General features: G+C 60.2%; 16 protein-coding genes and 2 pseudogenes. 6 read left to right on the forward strand and 12 right to left on the reverse strand.

All coding sequences use genetic code 11. The annotated features are described in order from the left end of the window. Positions 1-231: 231 nt before the first annotated feature. From mmsB to PQR27_RS24105, 3 genes are read left to right on the forward strand one after another with little or no spacing between them, the layout of a single operon-like run. Positions 232-1,134 carry a 3-hydroxyisobutyrate dehydrogenase gene (mmsB, locus tag PQR27_RS24095; protein ID WP_408526151.1) on the forward strand — a complete coding sequence of 301 codons (903 nt, stop codon included), beginning with the start codon at positions 232-234 and terminating at the stop codon, positions 1,132-1,134. Continuing rightward, the gene (locus PQR27_RS24100) at positions 1,134-1,955 is read left to right on the forward strand and encodes an enoyl-CoA hydratase (protein ID WP_408526152.1); all 822 of its coding nucleotides are present in this window, start codon (positions 1,134-1,136) and stop codon (positions 1,953-1,955) included. Before mmsB ends, PQR27_RS24100 begins: the two co-directional genes overlap by 1 nt. Then, positions 1,952-3,100 (forward strand): enoyl-CoA hydratase/isomerase family protein, encoded by a 1,149-nt coding sequence (locus tag PQR27_RS24105; protein WP_408526153.1) that lies wholly within the window; start codon positions 1,952-1,954, stop codon positions 3,098-3,100. Before PQR27_RS24100 ends, PQR27_RS24105 begins: the two co-directional genes overlap by 4 nt. A 180-nt stretch (positions 3,101-3,280) precedes the next feature. Here the strand turns inward: PQR27_RS24105 and PQR27_RS24110 are convergent, their stop codons facing one another. From PQR27_RS24110 to PQR27_RS24120, 3 genes are all read right to left on the reverse strand, one after another. Beyond that, positions 3,281-4,534, reverse strand: a complete 1,254-nt coding sequence (locus tag PQR27_RS24110; RefSeq protein ID WP_408526154.1) for an MFS transporter — start codon at positions 4,532-4,534, stop codon at positions 3,281-3,283. Positions 4,535-4,612: 78 nt separating this feature from the next. Next, positions 4,613-5,452: a siderophore-interacting protein gene (locus PQR27_RS24115; RefSeq protein WP_408526155.1), complete on the reverse strand. Its 840-nt coding sequence runs from the start codon at positions 5,450-5,452 to the stop codon at positions 4,613-4,615. A 63-nt stretch (positions 5,453-5,515) separates the two neighbouring features. Further along, the gene (locus PQR27_RS24120; protein WP_408526156.1) at positions 5,516-6,451 is read right to left on the reverse strand and encodes a PadR family transcriptional regulator; all 936 of its coding nucleotides are present in this window, start codon (positions 6,449-6,451) and stop codon (positions 5,516-5,518) included. Positions 6,452-7,487: 1,036 nt separating this feature from the next. Between PQR27_RS24120 and PQR27_RS24125 the strand changes: the two are divergent. Further along, positions 7,488-7,752, forward strand: a pseudogene (locus PQR27_RS24125) (fumarylacetoacetate hydrolase family protein); the annotation flags it as partial. Positions 7,753-7,774: 22 nt separating this feature from the next. After that, a pseudogene (locus tag PQR27_RS24130) lies at positions 7,775-7,996 on the forward strand (glutathione S-transferase N-terminal domain-containing protein); the annotation flags it as partial. A 324-nt stretch (positions 7,997-8,320) separates the two neighbouring features. Here PQR27_RS24130 and PQR27_RS24135 read toward each other — a convergent pair. From PQR27_RS24135 to PQR27_RS24145, 3 genes are all read right to left on the reverse strand, one after another. After that, positions 8,321-9,376, reverse strand: a complete 1,056-nt coding sequence (locus PQR27_RS24135) for a transporter substrate-binding domain-containing protein (protein WP_408526157.1) — start codon at positions 9,374-9,376, stop codon at positions 8,321-8,323. A gap of 103 nt (positions 9,377-9,479) precedes the next feature. Next, the gene (locus PQR27_RS24140) at positions 9,480-10,892 is read right to left on the reverse strand and encodes a DUF2252 domain-containing protein (RefSeq protein WP_408526158.1); all 1,413 of its coding nucleotides are present in this window, start codon (positions 10,890-10,892) and stop codon (positions 9,480-9,482) included. Between the two features lie 100 nt (positions 10,893-10,992). Then, positions 10,993-11,457, reverse strand: coding sequence for a hypothetical protein (locus tag PQR27_RS24145; protein WP_408526159.1), 465 nt, complete (start codon positions 11,455-11,457; stop codon positions 10,993-10,995). On the opposite strand from PQR27_RS24145, the gene PQR27_RS39400 reads away from it, so the two are divergent. After that, complete coding sequence (locus tag PQR27_RS39400) at positions 11,413-11,604, forward strand: hypothetical protein (protein WP_459251661.1); 192 nt, start codon at positions 11,413-11,415, stop codon at positions 11,602-11,604. The genes PQR27_RS24145 and PQR27_RS39400 overlap by 45 nt on opposite strands. Here the strand turns inward: PQR27_RS39400 and PQR27_RS24150 are convergent. The 6 genes from PQR27_RS24150 to PQR27_RS24175 all read right to left on the reverse strand — a co-directional run bounded on the left by PQR27_RS24150 (position 11,516) and on the right by PQR27_RS24175 (position 18,014). Further along, entirely contained in the window at positions 11,516-12,529 is a 1,014-nt protein-coding gene (locus PQR27_RS24150; protein ID WP_408526160.1) for a hypothetical protein, read from the reverse strand. The genes PQR27_RS39400 and PQR27_RS24150 overlap by 89 nt on opposite strands. 13 nt (positions 12,530-12,542) lie before the next feature. Beyond that, entirely contained in the window at positions 12,543-12,920 is a 378-nt protein-coding gene (locus PQR27_RS24155) for a response regulator transcription factor (protein ID WP_408526161.1), read from the reverse strand. A gap of 97 nt (positions 12,921-13,017) precedes the next feature. Then, positions 13,018-13,605: a response regulator transcription factor gene (locus tag PQR27_RS24160; protein WP_408526162.1), complete on the reverse strand. Its 588-nt coding sequence runs from the start codon at positions 13,603-13,605 to the stop codon at positions 13,018-13,020. Positions 13,606-13,634: 29 nt separating this feature from the next. After that, complete coding sequence (locus PQR27_RS24165; RefSeq protein ID WP_408526163.1) at positions 13,635-15,635, reverse strand: sensor histidine kinase; 2,001 nt, start codon at positions 15,633-15,635, stop codon at positions 13,635-13,637. Between the two features lie 278 nt (positions 15,636-15,913). After that, positions 15,914-16,681: a bestrophin-like domain gene (locus PQR27_RS24170; protein WP_408526164.1), complete on the reverse strand. Its 768-nt coding sequence runs from the start codon at positions 16,679-16,681 to the stop codon at positions 15,914-15,916. Positions 16,682-16,802: 121 nt separating this feature from the next. Further along, positions 16,803-18,014: a hypothetical protein gene (locus PQR27_RS24175; protein WP_408526165.1), complete on the reverse strand. Its 1,212-nt coding sequence runs from the start codon at positions 18,012-18,014 to the stop codon at positions 16,803-16,805. Positions 18,015-18,075: the final 61 nt, after the last annotated feature.

Below are 18,075 nucleotides of genomic sequence, written 5' to 3' on the forward strand. Positions count from 1 at the left end.
TAAAGCGCCAACTCCCATCGACAGCTTTGCATGGGATCGGAGTAAGCGCTGAGGCGCTAACTCCGATCGAGCTTTGCATGGGACCAGAGTAAGCGCTAAAGCGCTAACTCTGGTCGACAGCTTTGCATGGGACCAGAGTAAGCGCTAAAGCGCTAACTCTGGTCGACAGCTTTGCATGGGACCAGAGTAAGCGCTAAAGCGCTAACTCTGGTCGACACAGGAGACGACATCATGAAAATAGGCTTTATCGGACTCGGCAACATGGGCGCACCGATGGCGCTCAATCTGCTCAAGGCGGGTCATGCGGTCAATGTATTCGATCTCAACGCGCAAGCGGTGCAGACACTCGTCGACGCCGGCGCGCAAGCCGCAAGTTCGCCGAAAGCCGCGGTGACCGACGTCGAATGTGTGGTGACGATGCTGCCCGCTGCCACTCACGTGCGCAGCGTGCTGATAGCGGATGACGGTGTTTTCGCCGGCATCGCGGAAGGCGTGACGATCATCGATTCGAGTACCATCGATCCGGCGAGTGTGAAGGCGTTTGCCGAGCTGGCCGAGCAACGAGGCAACACCTTCGTCGATGCGCCCGTCTCGGGCGGCACCGGCGGCGCGGCGGCGGGCACCCTGACCTTCATGGTGGGCGGCAGCGCGGATGCGTATGAACAGGTCAAACCGGTGTTGTCGGCGATGGGCAAGAACATCGTGCACTGCGGCGACACTGGCACCGGTCAGGTCGCAAAGATCTGCAACAACCTGGTCCTCGGCATCACGATGGCGGGCGTGGCCGAAGCGATGGCCCTGGGTGAAGCGCTCGGCATCGATACCAAAGTGCTCGGCGGCATCATCAATACGTCGACAGGGCGCTGCTGGAGTTCGGACACGTATAACCCGATGCCCGGCGTGATCGCGACCGCGCCTTCGACACGCGGCTATACCGGCGGCTTCGGCACCGACCTGATGCTCAAGGACCTGGGCCTCGCCACCGACGCCGCGAAGTTCGCGCGCCAGCCCGTGTATCTCGGCGCGCTCGCGCAACAGCTTTATCAGACCATGAGCACGAAAGGGGCAGGACGCCTCGACTTTTCCGCGGTTATCAAGCTGTATCGGAACGACGGCAAGAACGGAGCGGCGTGATGATCGAACTCGACTACGCGCATGAAGGCGCTGTCGCGCTGCTGACGCTCAAGCGGCCGCCCGCGAATGCCTTCACGCGGGAGGGTTTGCTGCTGTTGCAACGAACCGTCGAGCGTCTGAACGGCGAGGCGCACGTGCGGGCGATCGTGATTACCGGCGACGGTCCGAAGTTCTTCAGCGCCGGCGCCGACCTGAACACCTTCGCCGACGGCAACCGCGAAGTCGCGCGCACGGCGGCGACGCGCTTTGGCGCGGCATTCGAGACCTTGCAGAATGCTCGGCCGGTGGTGATCGCCGCGATCAATGGCTATGCGATGGGCGGCGGTCTCGAATGCGCGCTGGCGTGCGATATCCGCATCGCTGAACAGCACGCGCTGCTGGCCTTACCGGAAACGGCGGTGGGCCTGCTGCCGTGCGGGTGCGGCACGCAGACGCTGCCGTGGCTGGTCGGCGAAGGCTGGGCCAAGCGGATGATTCTGACTGGCGAACGCGTCGATGCAACGACCGCGTTGCGCATCGGTCTGGTTGAAGAAGTGGTGGAAAAGGGCGCGGCGCGCGAGGCCGCGCTAACGATGGCCGCGCGCGTCGCCACGCTGAGCCCACAAGCCGTGAGCTTCAGCAAGACGCTGATACACCAGGGCCGCAACGGGGTGCCGCGTGGGGCCGCTTTGGCGGTGGAGCGCGAGCGCTTTGTCGATCTGTTCGATAGCGCCGATCAGCGCGAAGGCGTCAACGCGTTCCTCGAGAAGCGCGCGCCGCGCTGGCAGGCGACGCAGGCCGCCGAGCACGCCGAGCGGGCCGAGCAGGCGACGCAGCAATGAGCGCATTGCAGAGTATCGCGGTTGACGCGAGCGTCGAGGCGGAGCGGGAGATTCTGTTTCGCGTCGTCAACCGTGTTGCGATCATTACGCTGAACCGGCCGGCTGCGCTGAATGCGCTTTCGCACGCGATGGTGCGCGAGCTGTCCGTGCTGGTCGAGCATTGCCGCACTGACGACGGGATTGTCGCTCTGGTGCTGAAAGGCGCGGGCACCAAGGGCTTTTGCGCGGGCGGCGACGTGCGCGAGGTGCATCGTCTGGCGAAGCACGGCGACGCGCGCTGGCTGGCCTTTTTTGTGGATGAATACCGCCTCGACTATGCGCTGCACAAGTTTCCGAAGCCGGTGATCGCGCTCCTCGACGGCGTTTCGATGGGTGGCGGCATGGGGCTTGGCCAGGCGGCACGCCTGCGCATCGTGACCGAGCGCAGCAAGATTGCGATGCCGGAGACACGTATCGGTTTTCTGCCGGATGTGGGCGCGACACGTTTTCTGAGCGTGATGCCTGCGGAGGTCGAACTGTATGTCGGGCTGACGGGCGTGACGTTGTCCGGCGCCGATGCCTTGCGTTTGCGACTGGCTGATTTGTGCGTGCCTGCCGAGTGGCTGACGAGTTTCGAAGAGCGGTTGCAGCGCATGTCGCACGAGGGGGATTTGCTGGCAGCCTTGCGGGGCGTTTTCGAGCCGCCATGCAATATTGTTCCGCATGCTGCGTTGGGGTCTTTTACGCAGCTGATTTTGCGGCATTTCGATCGGCGTTCGAGCGTTGATCGGATTGTCGCTACGTTGCGGCACGATCTGGCGCGCGAGCCTGCGCGCGAGGTCAGGCAGTGGCTGCAGGCCACTTATGACGCAATGATTGGGCATTCGCCCACGATGTTGTACGTGACACGCGAGGCGCTGTTGCGAGGTCGGCAGATGACACTGGCTGAATGCTTCCGCATGGAGTTGGGAATCGTGAAGCATGTGATCGAGGAGGGCGATTTCTGCGAAGGCGTGAGGGCGTTGTTGATCGACAAGGATCGTAAAGGACGGTGGGCGCCCGCTACGCTTGCGGAAGTGCGGTCTGAAAGAGTTCGGTATTTTTTGACTTCGCCATGGAAGAGGGAGGGGCATCCGCTTGTTGGGATGGGAGTAGAGGAGGGGTGATTTTTTTGCCTTTGGCGGCGGCATTTCCTGGTTCTTGCCGCTTTGGCCTTTTCTTGCTTTGTTATTGGTTTATTAGCGTTCCCCCTGTACGGGGGGAACGCTAATAAACCAATAAGAAATGAAACACCAAACGCCGTAGGCACACAGCAAAAATACCGCCGCCAAAGGCAAAAAAATGCCTCACCTCACAGCATCCCCAAAACCCCGCGCCGAAAGCGCCCCCACCCCATTCTGGGGGTCCCTAACCCGAGAAACCCAAAACACCCCAACCGTCGCGACAGCGACCGCCACCCATCCAACTGTCCCGTATCCAACAATCTGCCCAGTAGCCGAACTACTCAGCATCAAACCGCCAATCCACGCCCCGCATCCCGTGCCCAGCGCCTGCAACGCGCTATTAGCGCTAAGAAACGCCCCCCGTCGCGAGGCCTCCGGCACTGTGGTCAACAGTGCCTGCATCGGCACCATCCGCCCGGACAACAACACCATAAAAAACGGGAAAAACATCACCAGGGCGTAGAACGGCAGATCCGGCAGGTGGGTCACAAACAGCACCGGCAGAAATGAAAGCACGGCAGCAATCCGGAACACGCGGCGCGTACCAAACCTGTCAGCAAGCCGGCCCACCCTGCGCGAAGTGAAAAACGTCGCCGCTCCGCCCGCCATGTACAACCACGACAACTGCGCCGGCGCCACGCCATGATTGGCTACGAGGACGGGCGAGATAAACGGAATCACCAGCATATGCGCCACCATCATCATGAAAGTTAGCGCAAACGCGTTCAGATGCCGCGGGTTACTCAACAACCGCCACAAGTCGGGTAGCACCTCGCCGAGCGCCGGCTGTTTGCGGCTCAGATGTTCGCTCAGCGAAGGCACCAGTTGCAAACCGGCAAACCAGACCAGCAGGGATAGCACCACCAGCAGGAAGAACGGCGCAGCCCAGTTGAAGTGCGCGCCAAGCATCACGCCAGCCGGCACGCCTGCAATCGCCGCCAGCGAGAACGCCGTCATGATCGTGCCGGTCGCGGCGCCGCGGCGCTGCACCGGGATCACGTCGCCGACAATCGCCATGATCACCGATCCCAGCACGCCGCCCGTGATCCCCGCAAAAGCACGCGCGGCAAGCAGCAGCGAAAAACTGTCCGCCAACGCGCATGCAAGGTTCGACAGCGCAAACAGCGCATAGACAGCAAGCAGCAGGCGGCGCCTGTCGAAGCGGTCGATATAGGTCGCAGCGAATAGCCCCGACAAACCCGAGCACCACGAATACGCCGACACGGCCGTTGCAAACGCGGCAGGCGTAACACTGAACGCGTGCATGATCTGCGGCCCAAGCGGCATCATCACCATGAAGTCCATGATGATGGTGAACTGCGTCAGCGCAAGCAGCCATAGCAAACGGCGCTCATGCTTTGTGCCAATTGAATACATCGATCAATTCCTCATTTTTTTGAAGCACACCGCTTACCTGGCCCCCGCGCAGGTCATCGCGCACACGCTCGCGGTTGCTCAGTCGTCGAGCGATTCGTGAACTGCCTCGGCGCCCTGTTTCCAGTAGCTGGCCGCACGAATGCGCGATTTGTCGACGCCGCGTTCGGTGTACAGGTGGTAGCGCACGGCACGCATCGTCGCGGATTCGCCCGCGGCCCACACGTAGCCTTCGCCGTCTTCAGGCAAGTAGATTTCGCGCACGGCCTGCAGCAAGGCCTCGCCGCGATAGCCGGACTCGCTGCGGTAACGCCAGACGAGATGCAGTTCGGCCTGCGTTGTAAATTCAATCTGCGCCGACGGATCAGCCACTTCGATCACCGCCGCGACGCGCGTGCCGGCCGGCAGTTCTTCGAGGCGGCGGGCGATCGCCGGCAGCGCGGTGTCGTCGCCGATCAGCAGATGCCAGTCGAAGCCCGTCGGGATCACCAGCGAGCCGCGCGGCCCGCCAATGCCGAGGTTCTGACCGACTTTGGCTTGTGCCGCCCACGTCGCGGCGGGGCCGGCTTCGTGCATCGCGAATTCGATGTCGAGTTCGCGTGCGGCGCGGTCGAAGCGGCGCGGCGTGAAATCGCGTGCAATCGGGCGTGGCTGGTCTGCAGGAAACACAGGGCCGTCAGGGCCCGCGACCGGCAACACGGGTTTGTCAGCGCCGGGTTCGGGGAAAAATACCTTCATATGGTCGTCGAACGAAGCGGAGACGAAGTCGTGCAGATCCTCGCCAGTGAAGGTGACGCGGATCAGGTGCGGGCTCAGCGCGTGCACCCGCACGACCTGCAACAGACGAAACTTCAGCGGATGCCGCACGCGATGGACGGCCAGATCAGCCCGGTTGTCATTTGCCAGCTCATTTTTCGGCATAAGGTGTTACTCCTGTTCGTTTGAGCGGCGCGCAAGCGCGCGCAAAAGTCACGAGGTAGCGGATCAGACGGGTTGTTCGGCGCCGCCGTTATCGCTCGTGGCAGAGCCGTCGTTTTCGATTTCCCGCGTCGCGCGCATCAGGATCGCGGCGATGCGGCGCTGTTCGGCGGCCGGCGCGTTGTCACGGCGCAGCAGCGCATGCTTGAGCGCCCGGCGCGCTTCGTTCAGTTCCGGCAGCCAGCCGCCTTCGCTGATGTCGGCCGGTTCTTCACCGGCGAACGCGCGGCGCACGGAATCCATCTTGCGGGCGATATGAGTCAGCTTGGCGAGCATCAACTCGACGCGTTCGCGGTTGGCCGCCAGATATTCGCGGCCCGCTTCAGCCAGTTCGTAGCGCTTACGATTGCCTTCGAGCGTCACCGTGACGTAGCCGAGTTCTTCCAGATACGTGAGTGCCGGATAAACCATGCCGGGGCTCGGGCTATAAAAACCGTTCGAGCGCGTTTCGAGCGCCTTGATGAGCTCGTAGCCGTGGCTCGGCTGTGCGTCGATCATCGAGAGCAGCAGCAGTTGCAGATCTTCCGACGTGAATTTGCGGCCGCGCGGAAAACCTTCGCCGTCGCCGCCGAAACCGCCCGGACCGCCGCCGAAGCGCCCTCCGCGGCCTGCGCCGCGATGATCGTGATGGCGGCCGATCGCGTGCCAGAGCGCATGCAGCGAGAAGCGCTCGAAGCCGTGACGGCCGAAACCGCCACGCTCATCATGGCCGTGCCGGTCGCCGCGCTCGTCGCGGTTTGCGCGGCCACGCTCGCCGGCATCAAATGCGTGCCGGTCGTCACGGTCGTCAGGATCGCCGCGGCGGTGGCCAAAGCCTTCGCCGCGATATTCGTGGTGACGAGCGAACGCATGCCAGAGCGCATGCAGCGAGGAACGGTCGGATTCGCTATGGAAAGCCTCGTCCGCGCTGCGCGACCGGGAAAATCGGTGGTGATGACGCATCTTGGGTACTCCCATTTGTGTCTTAAGATGTGTCGTAAGATATATATCTAAAGATAGTTTGTCAAACTGATTTTTTGCGTACTATCGGCAGACAACAAAGTGTGCGGGAAGCGGAAATGGGTCGTTCAGAGACAACAAAGTCTGCGGGGACCCGAACTTTCGTTGTGCATCGCACCATTTTTATGGGGGTGATTGGCCTACCAAGCGGCGCGCGGCGACACAGGCTGTCGATCGACAAAACTTGCCGTGATCGCAAGGCGCGAACTCATTCTCGTATCGCCGCTTTTTGCAATCGGGTGACTGCTCACCGGGAGGTTCGCGTACGACTACCGCTCCGGTTTGCATTAGCGCGCGCATTAATGAGCCGCTAATCGGCCTGGAGATTTCAGGGCGTTATGAGAAATCCTGCGGGCAAGGCTGTTTTCGAGCCCATTCATCGACGCTCGTTAGAGCTATACGAATAAGCAGTCAGTTGTCGAAGCGATGGGTCCTTGGAGACTGATCGCCCGGCAGAGGATATGCAGTGGAAGCACGAAGCGCGTGCCAGAGTTAATCAAACATGATAGGTAACATAATGAACGGTATCGAAGTATTTGACATGAATCCCAATTTCATCGCGGTTGGACGTTTGGAGCTTCTCCAATCTTTCGATTCCAGGCCTAACCAGGCTATCGGTCTGCCCGGCAATATGCCTGTGATGATGTGCCCGGTTGCAGCTTCCGATGCGGATTGCTTCGCAACAAAAGAGGGGCGTGGAAACTTTGGATTCGGAGCCATTCAACTGCGGCAAGGCTTGGTACAGAGCATCCGCGTGCAAGTGAACGATGTGCAAGTTTACTGGCTCACTGATATGACGGACCCAGAAGTGTGGGCTGCGTTGGATAAGTGGCGCAAGGCGAAGCAAGCTCTTGTTCAGTTCAACGTTCGAGGCGAGCCGGGCGAGTTGGGGCACTCGGTTTTTCTCAAGCCGGGAGTGCCGCAAGGCGCTTACCGTAACGAACAATTCCGAGATGCGCCGGCTCCTTCAGTAGGGAATATTTGGGCCGCGTTTGACCATTCCGCGCCGATGGGTCCGATCCATCCGGTCGAAAAATTGGGGCACTTCGAAAGCGGCGGTCTGTGGCTCACTGTCAACGGTGAAATAAAGCAAAAGAGCGATATTTCGCACCTCATCTGGTCGGTCGCGGAAACGGTCGCTTATCTGTCGCAGTTCTTCCGTCTCGAACCTGGTGATGTGATCTTCACATACGATGAGAGTTGGTGTGGAGAAGCTCGGAGAGTTGACTGTACGCGTTATTTGACCGTGGCCAGGAGATCGTTGCCATGCAACTCTATAGTTTTTTCAATAGTTCGACGTCTTACCGGATACGTATCGCACTTGCGTTGAAGGGTCTCGATTATTCATATGTCCCTGTGAACATTCGGACGGGAGCGCACTGTGACGCTCAATACGTCAGAGAAATAAACCCGTCCGCATCGGTTCCAGCTCTGGTCGATGGCCAGTTTCACCTCGGCCAGTCGCTCGCGATCATTGACTATCTCGATGTCGATCTCCCCAACTTTTGAACGGTCTCGAAACGTTGTCACTTTTGCGTCGGTCTACGTCAATCAAAATGAGGCTATTAAAGTACAATAAATTCTTCACCAACGTGAAAATTCGTTTTGCAATGCGTAATTTTCGCGCTGCTATTAATGAACAACAAAACACCGCCCAATAACAGGTGGAAAAATTGCCTGTTAGGGTGTTCAGCGTCTGGTTGCCGGTTGTCGCCGCGGACGCTGCCGCTCGAGTCCACTTACCGTCACGAAGCGGTAGTAAGGTATTCAGAAAACTGAAAAAGTCCCGCCCGACGCAGAAATGCTGAACGCTTATTTCCCCGGTAAAAACCACTTTCCGTAGATCTGTTCGTAGGTCCCATCTTCATACATCGCCAGCAGTGCGCCGTTGATAGCCTTGCGCAGCGCGCTGCCTTCAGTCACGGCAATTCCGTATTTTTCCGGCCGGAATATCGGTCCGACAACCAGCAAAGCACCATTGCCCCGCTTCGCAACCCAGTACTGAAGGGTCGGCGCATCATAGACAATCGCCTGCACGTCGCCTTGCGTGAGCATGCGGATTCCGTCAGCAGCGGTGTTCACGTTGACAAACGGCAAGCCGCGTTGGGTCAGGTAATCCGCGGCGATTGTCCCTGGCACCGTGCCAATCGTTTTGCCCGGAAGGTCGTCCGGACCCTGAATGCTGGACTGGAGGCGCGCTACGGTCTGCGACGAAGTGACAGTTGCCGTAAGTTGGGCAATCAGCACGACGCCGATCAGCCACATTGCGGGTAACAGCATGCGCTTGCACACGTTAGCTTTATCGCGTTCGCCGTGCTCTCCAGTCGCAATAATTAACATGGTCACCCATATACCTTCGCCGATCGCACGCACATAGGGCTTCTGAAAATTGGGGTCGTGCTTTCGCTCGATCAACCACACTGCATTGGCGAGAACGAAGACGAGGCCCACTGCCACGCCCAATAGCTGACCAATGACCAGCCACGGGATCGAACAGAATGTGGCCAGAAACGCACTTTCGTTCCGCGCACGCACCATGATCTGTAACCCGGAGTCGAAATAAGGAAGCGAGAAGTCAATGACCTTTTCACGCTCCGGCGTCATGGTGATAGCTGCTATCGCGACATCCGCATCGCCGCGCTGCACGGCGAGTAGCAAATCAGCCTGGGTAGAAAGTACGGTCCATGCGAATTCGACGTGCATGCGACGCGCCACTTCGTTCCACAGGTCGATGCTGAAACCTGCTGGTGGACTAGTCTGTGGCAGCACGAACGGCGCTATTGGAGCAACCGCCACCCGCAACGGGCGACCCGCCGCGATACGGGTGGACTCGGCGTTGCTAATCGGCTTTGCCGCTTCGGACACCATCGGTGCGGCTCCGATCTCCGCCGACGCGATGGCGAGGCAACTGAGCGCGACCAGCCACTTCGATCGCCCGTTCATCGTATCGCTCCCAAATGAACGCAGACGACTACATGCGAAAATCCGCTGCCATGTCAACATCGGTTCGAGCCTCAAGCCGGCCTGACCGGCACGCAGCGGCAAACACTTCGTAATCGCGCTCGACCTGGTCGGCATAGGCGTCCGAGTACTTCACCATTGCATCGATCATCTGTTCGCCCCGGCCAATGTAGTCGCTAATTTCCCGTGCACGCCCGCTGGCTTTTGCATGTGCGCGCGCTAGCACCCAGCCGCATAGCGCGGCATATTCGCCGAGCATCGGCGCATCCATCAGTTCGATCTGCACCGACAACTTCATGTCGCGCAATTGACGCATATAGAAATGGCGGCCCAGCGGACCGTTCGTCCAGCCGAGGAACAAGTCGCTCGCGGCTTGCATCAGACGTTGTCCTTCGACCACGCGCCGTCCTTCATGTTCGATTGAGGGCGACTTGAAATAGCGCGCCACCACCGACTGGGTGGCCTCCTTGATTTGTAGAAAGAGCGGCTTGCCTTGCCGGTCTACCATCAAAAGGATCAGGCAGCGAGTGCCTACGCTGCCCACGCCCACTACCTTAAAAGCGGTATCCTGGGCGGTGAAGTTGCTGAGTAACTGTCTTCGGTCTGTCGAGAGCGTAGACAGGTATTCTTTGAACGATTTATCGACCCCGTCGCGTGTCTTGCTGCGCCGCGTCCAGTCGTCCTCGGCTGAGAGCAGGGTATTCTTGCCGCCCGGATGGAAGATCGCGGGCGGCGCATCCCGGATCATCCAGCGCTCGCCCACACGCTCCGAGAGCTTGGGCAGCAAGGCTTCACTCGTGCGGCTGGCAGCGCGCTCCATAGCGCGCTGTGCACGTTTGCGGGCCTCGGGCAAAGTCAGTTCGCTGAGCAGGCGGTCAAAGGTGATCCGTTCGTACCAGATGTCGAGGATGCCCATCTCGGCATAGGCGGCCATCCGCGTCTGATAACTGCTCACGGCCCTGTGCACCAGTTCTTCCGCGACACCGCGCTTGTGTTGCAGATGCCGCGCCGCAACGACAAAGCTGGCAGCCAGCCGCTTCAGATCCCATTCCCAGGGACCAGGACTGGTCTCGTCGAAGTCATTCAGGTCAAACAGCAACGCACGCTCGGGCGTCGCGAAGCCGCCGAAGTTAGCAAGGTGACAATCTCCGCAGATCTGGAGAATCAGGCCAGAGTTGGGGGTTCCCGCCAGGTCATGGGCCTGGATAATCGCGCTGCCGCGGTAGAACGCGAACGGCGATTCGATCATGCGACCGTAACGTAGCGGCACGAGACGCTCGATTCGGCCTGCGCTGTTAATTTCCAATAGTTCAACGGGATCACGATCGATGTTTCCGATCGCTGCCTGCTCCCTGCGAGGCACCTGCCGGCGACCCGTCGAATGGGAATTCCGACGGGACTCGGAACGATGTACATTCGCCATGGTGATCTCCTTAACGGCTTCTTGAAGTTATACCGTCTGTGGTGGTCCGGATTCGGCCGAAGTCCACGACGGGAAATTTTTCAAACGATCGGTGTACAGATTAATTACGTCCTTCGCCAGCGGCGGAGACCATCGTGTTGAACAGATTGACGCCGCTTTGTTCGAGCCGGGCGCAGGAGAGCTGCGTATCCGAACAGGCGAATTGCGCGGAGATGATGTAGCTATCATCTTCAAGTGGGCGTTTTGTGACGGTTCCACGCATGGTTGTCGGATCGTTAGGCAATGCGGGGAACGTCACAATCGAATCCGGCAAAATTTGTGCAACCTGCATTCGTGTAACGTGCGATACCCAGTCCTGAGCCGCGCTCCACATCGCATCGCATTGTTTTTCGCTCCTGCAGATGGGCGCAGGAACTGACACGACAGGCTCGGGCGGCGTGGAAAGACATCCGGTCAACAGGACTGCGGCAATGCAACAGAGCGCGAGCGTGTCCATTCTGGTTTCCCATCCGGGTGCCCGTTGGTCATCATCGTCGAGCAGGTAAGCCGGCACGAGTGTCCTCATTGCGGATCTCCTCTCTTTTCTCGTTGCCTCAATCGATTCCTCATGACGCGCCCGCAATCTAGAAGCTCATCGCAAAACCGACGGATACACCATGCACGTCGTGTCCGAATACGTAACGAACCATCAATCGCGTGCGCGTCACGATGACAGGGTAGTGGCTGCTGTCCAGTTCGAGGCCCACGCCTAGCGAAGTCAGGTTGTTGAAGCCGAGCACGCCGGCGCTATTGCCGAAATATTGCGAGTAAGCGGTCTCGAGAACGTAGCGCACCGGCTTTTGCAGCGCATGCAAACCGGTGGGCGCCCGCCAGCGCGCCCAGAGGCTGAGTTGCTGGGCGGTGGATGAGCCTTGCGCGCCCGCTGATGTACTGCCGAAGCTACGCAGATAAATATCGGTCGCACGCAGCTCCACATCGATTTCGTAGTTTTCGCGGTAGTGCTCGTAGTCGAGCATCAGGGAGCCGCCATAGCCGTATGCGTTGAGCGCGCCGTTATCGAGAAACTGGAGGTTCGTGTCCGCGGCATGATTGATCACCGCCTGGGCGACGCGGAGATCGCTGGTCACGCGGCCAATCGTCCCGTTCAGAATCGGGCGGAGTACAAGCTCATCGGTGATCCGGAAGTCCCACCCTATGCCGACGGTCGTGCTGGCGGTGTCCCATTTGACCGGCAGCAGCCGGCGTTCAGCACCATCGGTGGCCACGAAGGTCGGGTCGTAGCGGCTCAACGCGATCGTGCCTTCCAGATAGAGCGGAAAGGACTTGCTGAGCGTAAAGCCACCACCTAGCTGGGTCTGTCCGAACCCGGGATTGCCGGTTGCGCCATTGTTAATGGACAACGAACTGGTGGTGACGTCAGGAACCGTGGTGTAGGACATGATGGCGAGGACGCTATTTGCCTGCTCCTGGATGTTCGTATTCAGTCTCGCCCGGCCAGATAACGGTGCATTGGGTTGCGCCGTCTGCGCGCCGGCGAGGGGCGGCAGAAATATGTTCGCAAGCAGTACAAGCGCGAACAGGAGGGAACGGCGAGGCGTCAGGGCGTTGTATCGCGGCACGGTCAATAGTGTCGGCATCGAACACCTGTTGTTAAGGCACTGTGCCGCGAACCATGGCCCGCGAAATTGCGTCCAGTAGATCCTTGGCCATAAACGGCTTGCTCAGCAGTTCGTTGCCGCCGGCGCCGAGTACCGCACCGCGGGTTATGGGGTTGTCGTGCGAAGTTATGAACACGGCCGGAGGGCGTCCGCGGCCAAGCTGCTCGTAGAAAGTCGGGCCAGACGCGCCAGGCAACTGCACGTCTAGCACGAGGCAGCTCGCAGCGTCCGCGCCGTTTGCGCTCACGAGCGCCTCGGCACTTTCAAACGACATGGTGTTGAAGCCCGACACGCGAAGCAGGCGTTGCAAGGCGCGCCTCATGCCGGCGTCATCTTCGACGACCACGATCAGTTGTTTGGAATCGTTCATTGCCCGCCAGGATCCAATGGATCAAGTTTCGTGCGAGCGAGCGTCTGGCGCTATCGGGACGTGGGGCAACCCGATTGCCCTTCGGGGCAAGCTGGGGTCAGTGGGGAGCCTGGGAACGGACGACCGGCTCGGCAAGCCGCACGAGATCGGCGAGCGAGTGCGCATTGAACTTGCGCATGAGGTCGGCTCGGCAAGACTTGATCGTCCGCTCGCTCAAGGTCAGCTCCGCCGCGATCTGTTTGTTGAGCCTGCCTGCGACGATGCCGCGCAAGACAATTCGCTCACGTTCGCTCAGATCGATGGTGCGTGGCGACTGCGGTTCTTCGTTGCACGACGCGACGCTTCCCACCGCAAGCGCGGTTTCGATTGCGGCGAGCAACGCATGACCGTCCACGGGCTTAAGCAGGAAATCGCTTGCGCCGGCCTTTATCGCCAGCACCGTTTTTGGAATGTCGTGATGCGCGCTGACGAAGACGACAGGCATCCGGTTGCCCAACCGGTGCAACGCTTGCTGCAATTCCAGCCCGCCCGGGCCGGGGAGTTCCAGATCCAGCAACAGGCATCCCGGCAATGTCTGGGGTTCGGCGACGAGAAAATCGCCTGCTGTCGGATAGCCCCGGACCATGTAGCCCGCCTGGATAAGTAGCCGCGACAGTGCGGTGCGCACTGCGTCGTCGTCGTCCACCACATGGATGACTGCTTCAGCGTGATTGCTCACGGATGTCCTCCTTGCGTTGTGTGCCGGGCTTCTACTGTAGGTCGTGCGGTAGCTTTATCAAGTTTGTGGCGAGTACGCGGCGTGGTTACCTCAGCTGCTGGCGGGAACCAGACGGTGAAAACACTGCCACCGCCTGAGCGAGCGACGGCTGATACCTCGCCGCCGTGAGTGTCGACAATGGTGCGGACGATTGACAGTCCGAGTCCCATGCCGTGCGGTTTCGTCGTATAGAGCGATTCGAAAAGCCGTGCTTTCGCTTCGGGCGGAATGCCGTGACCTCTATCGGCCACGCTCAGCTCAAAGCCGGCATTGGCTGACCGTGTCGAAATCGACATGACGCGGACAGACGGCTCGGTATCCTCCATGGCGTCCATCGCGTTAATGCTGAGGTTGAGCAATACCTGCTGTATCTGAATCCGATCGCCCATGATATCGGCATTGTTCGCCGCAAGATTCGATTCGACGGTCAGGCGCCGCCGCCGGGCTTCCGGGCCGAGCAATTCCAACGCTTCCTCGACCGTTGTGTTCAGGTCGAGCCTGCCGAACTCAACAGGTTGCTTTTGCAACAGCGACCGCAATCGCTGGACCACCTGGTTGGCGCGCAGCGCATCGCGGCGAACGTCGGCGAGGATCGAGTGCAGTTCGCCGATTTCGGGCTGATCATGTTCCAGCATCATGCCGGCCGCGTCGGCGTTACTGAGGATCGCTCCGAGCGGTTGTCCAACTTCGTGCGCAATCGACGCGCTCAGTTCTCCCGCCGCCGCAAACCGGGCTGCGCGAGCCAATTCTCCCAGCCGCAGCGCGGCGGCGTCTTCGGCCACGCGGCGGCGGCTGCGCTGCCAGAGCAGGGCGGCGATGGTGAGCGCCTGCAGCAACAGCACCGTGAGCGTGATCAGGACCGCACTGCGATTTTCGCGCCAAAGCGACGGCGGCGCATTGCGCAGTTCGCAATCCCCGGGCAGTGCGCCGGTCCGAAGTCCTAATTGTTCGAGTCGCCCTACGTCTGCCGCGCAGCGCGACGGCCCCGTCGAGGTGGTGGCTCCGTGCGCCGGGGTCTTGCCGAGCAGAATCGAGGCGGCAAGCTCGCCGGTCAGGCGCCCGTCCGTCTCGAAGCTGATCACCGATCCGGCCGTCAAGCCCTGGCCGAGATAGGTGGGGTACCAACCATAGATGGGTGCACCAGACACTTTCGCCATCGGCGCGACGACCTCGAACGGAAAGTAGGTCCGGCCTTCGCGGTCACGATACATGGTCGTGTACAGAACAGCGGTGTTGAGATCGAGTTTGGCGAGGCGTTGCTGCAACTCCGCCACGGTCAGGCCACTCCAGATTTCGACTGCCCACTTGCGAGATTGCCGCGCGGACACCGCAGCCGCTGCGCTCTGCGCAAGACGGACGTCCAGTTTCGCGGCGCCGGACACGACCACCAGCCGCCGGGCCTGTGGCTGAAGCCTCTCCACTAGCGCCAACGTGCCCTCGACATCGAAATGCAGCGGTGCGTAAGAGAATTCAGCAGGAATATCTTTTCGCCGCTTGTCCTCGACGCTTGAAATCAGGACCGGCGCGCCCGGCCAGATCTCTTCGTGGTAGCGCTTGGCGAAGTCGAGCGCGAAATCGGTCAGCCCAACCACAATGTCGACCTGTTTGTGCTCGTACTTCTTCTTCATGAGCGCAAGAAAGGCGGGCATGAGCGCAGCGCCGTCGAATCGCAGGTCGTCCAGCGAATCGGTGTAGAACTCGACGCCATCGGGAGCGCTTGCCGCAAGCGCGCCGCGGATGGCGCGAATTTGGGCCTGGGCGGCAGGCTGAGTGGGATCGGCACCTGGCAGAATGACGACGCGCCAGGGATGGCCCGCATAGGCGCATGTCGATACGCAGATTATCAAGATCAACAGCCATCGCTTTGCGCGAGGCTGCACGACTCCGCGATGTGCCTTCGCGGCAGCATCGATCCTCGGCGTGCATTCCTCGTTCGTGTACTCGGCGAAGACTGGCATGATTTCCACTATGCCAGACCAACTGGCCGTCCGAATACTGTTTGTAAGAAAATTACTCGACATTCCTCCGCTCTATTCCTGGATTGCAACTATCAAGCATAGGCAGCCAGCTAACGGCCTTTCGAACAACATTTCGCGAAGTCGAGCGTGGAGCGAGGTTGAGCAATTTATGGTGCCAGAATTCGCAAAGCGCAGAGTTCTTTTACGCGGCCGGAACAACGGCGTAATCGATCCCATGCACCGCTTATTCAAGTCTCAGCATTGTGCTGTCGAGCCGACTACGGTTTTGGCAAGGACTGTGCCGTGCCGATGAGATTTTGCGGCACCACCTGGATCACGCCGTTACGCGGGCTGTCGATGTCCGCGATCAACCCGAAAGAAAGCGACACGACGATCGGCATGATCAGCAGGAAGCGGCTTTTCGCACTCTCGCGTCGCGCCCCGTAGCCGACCAGAAGGTTGCAGAAGGTCCCGATCGCGAGCATCAACGTCCACGCTCCAAGCGGGATACGGTTCCACCACGCTGCCTGAGTGTAGCCCTGCGTGTTGATCACATCGTTCATTCCCGCCACGGCGAGAGCGGTAACGGGATTGGGCTGGGACGCCGCGCCGGTTCTGGCCGCCGTCCATAGTTGTGCCTGCAATTGCCCGGTTGCCGAGTTGATCTGGTCGAGTTGCTGTTGATCGCGGGCCTCGTAGAATTGAAGGCGCTGATCAATGTACCTGATCAGAAGCGAACGTACGTTCGCAGCTTCTGCTGCCGGCAGAAGGTCCGCGCGAATGAATTCCGTGCCGATTGCGTTGGCTTCTTCCTCTTCGCAATTCTTGCGCTGGTCATACCTGCCCACCGCCATCGAGAGACTGAAGCCGATAACCAACGCAAGCAACGTCAGGGTAGCGGACTGGACGATGCCGAAGTCTGCGCGCGTCGCGTCGGCGAGCGGTGTCGCGCGCCGCACGAAAGTGACGCCAATCCACGCGGCCACGGACATCAAAACGAGCGAGACAACGAAAAGAACCAGCGGGTGACTCGTGAGGTGTTCCATACATGACTCCGTTGGAAGGCGTTACTGTCTGGATGCATCCGCTTCTGCGGCACGAGGGCGGCGCCGGGACGGGTGGCATCGGTGTCTGTTAGCGCGTGCGCGTCATCGTTGGATCGTTGTGCTAGATGAGCGTTTTGAGTACCTTGACGAGCACAGTTTGCAGCGGCAATTGCATTGCCACCACATACAGCATTGGCAGTGCTGCGGGCGCGGCGATGGCGATCAACCCTAGTTTGGTGACGGGAAAGGGCTTTATGTGCCGGACCGAATCGAACATAGTCTGCACGTCGGCGACAGGACCCAGTTCAGGTGCGTCGAGGATAGCGGGCGAACCAATCTCTTCGCCCAATACCCAGCGCCGATGTACCAGCCGGCCGTGATGTCCGACGACACTGCCGTAATCGAGAATGGCTGCGCGCTTTAATTTTGCTAATGGGATGGCCAGCGGTATAAAAGGCAGGAGAAACACCACCGAGATCAGAACCGCGGTCGCAATCAGCAGCCCCTTGATGTCCATTGCATGGACGCCGTGGTACACCACCTCATGCGAAAACGACGCTGCCGCGACGGCAGAAATGGCAAACGCCACCGGACTGAACATAAACGCAAGGCGTTCGACGAAGCCGAGTCCGCCAAGCCGGTCGGGATGGGTCGGTACGAGCGCGAGCGGAAATTTTGCGAGCTTCAGTAATAGCACGAACAGCAGACAGGCGCGCCAGAGCCAGGCGAGGAGCAGCGCGGTGAACAGTGGGCGGATCACCAGAATGAACCACCAGCCGCCGAACGTAATGCCTGTGGCATCACCGTTCCCATTCGACCACGACACGTCTTCCATTCGGGCGAAGACGGCGCCGGCGGTGCCCCACGCCAACACGGCGCCGAAAATCAGCACCCACGGCAAGACGCCATTCCTCAATCGTACGATGCTGGCGATAAGCGCCTTGAACTGAGGCAGCTTGTCGGTGGGAACAAGACCCGCAACGACAAAGTAACGCAAAAACGGCGGGACGGATTTCTGCGCGAGATCTTCTGCGATTACCAGCAACGGAATCGCAATGAGGCAGCGCACGTGAACGCCGAAGTGTGCGAGCAGGCCGTCGTCGCTGCCCGCCGATGCCCGGCCTGTTAGAAGCGCCCATATCACCAGCGGCAACCAGGTGACTGCCGCGAAGATGATCGCCCGCCGTGCCGTTCCCATGCCATTGGCCGGAATCAGACCGAGCCGGCGCTGAAGCCGGAAGCCGATGTCATCGCGCACGAGCGATAATTCCACGCCAGACAGGTCGCTCGGCGCGTTGGGTTCGCCGGAACCACGTTCTTCAGATACGGCCATTGTCCACTCCGGTTTTGCGCATGGCGTAAGGCGCATCCGACCGGTACGCGGTCTGGGTGCG

Origin of the sequence: Paraburkholderia fungorum, assembly GCF_046027215.1 — a bacterium.
Taxonomy (GTDB): Bacteria; Pseudomonadota; Gammaproteobacteria; order Burkholderiales; family Burkholderiaceae; genus Paraburkholderia; species Paraburkholderia fungorum_D.

Bases quoted from the DNA above. Each gene is read 5' to 3' on its own strand.
- mmsB (WP_408526151.1), top strand. From the start codon at position 232: ATGAAAATAGGCTTTATCGGACTCGGCAACATGGGCGCACCGATGGCG.
- PQR27_RS24100 (WP_408526152.1), top strand. From the start codon at position 1,134: ATGATCGAACTCGACTACGCGCATGAAGGCGCTGTCGCGCTGCTGACG.
- PQR27_RS24105 (WP_408526153.1), top strand. From the start codon at position 1,952: ATGAGCGCATTGCAGAGTATCGCGGTTGACGCGAGCGTCGAGGCGGAG.
- PQR27_RS24110 (WP_408526154.1), bottom strand. From the start codon at position 4,534: ATGTATTCAATTGGCACAAAGCATGAGCGCCGTTTGCTATGGCTGCTT.
- PQR27_RS24115 (WP_408526155.1), bottom strand. From the start codon at position 5,452: ATGCCGAAAAATGAGCTGGCAAATGACAACCGGGCTGATCTGGCCGTC.
- PQR27_RS24120 (WP_408526156.1), bottom strand. From the start codon at position 6,451: ATGCGTCATCACCACCGATTTTCCCGGTCGCGCAGCGCGGACGAGGCT.
- PQR27_RS24135 (WP_408526157.1), bottom strand. From the start codon at position 9,376: ATGGTGTCCGAAGCGGCAAAGCCGATTAGCAACGCCGAGTCCACCCGT.
- PQR27_RS24140 (WP_408526158.1), bottom strand. From the start codon at position 10,892: ATGGCGAATGTACATCGTTCCGAGTCCCGTCGGAATTCCCATTCGACG.
- PQR27_RS24145 (WP_408526159.1), bottom strand. From the start codon at position 11,457: ATGAGGACACTCGTGCCGGCTTACCTGCTCGACGATGATGACCAACGG.
- PQR27_RS24150 (WP_408526160.1), bottom strand. From the start codon at position 12,529: ATGCCGACACTATTGACCGTGCCGCGATACAACGCCCTGACGCCTCGC.
- PQR27_RS24155 (WP_408526161.1), bottom strand. From the start codon at position 12,920: ATGAACGATTCCAAACAACTGATCGTGGTCGTCGAAGATGACGCCGGC.
- PQR27_RS24165 (WP_408526163.1), bottom strand. From the start codon at position 15,635: ATGCCAGTCTTCGCCGAGTACACGAACGAGGAATGCACGCCGAGGATC.
- PQR27_RS24170 (WP_408526164.1), bottom strand. From the start codon at position 16,681: ATGGAACACCTCACGAGTCACCCGCTGGTTCTTTTCGTTGTCTCGCTC.
- PQR27_RS24175 (WP_408526165.1), bottom strand. From the start codon at position 18,014: ATGGCCGTATCTGAAGAACGTGGTTCCGGCGAACCCAACGCGCCGAGC.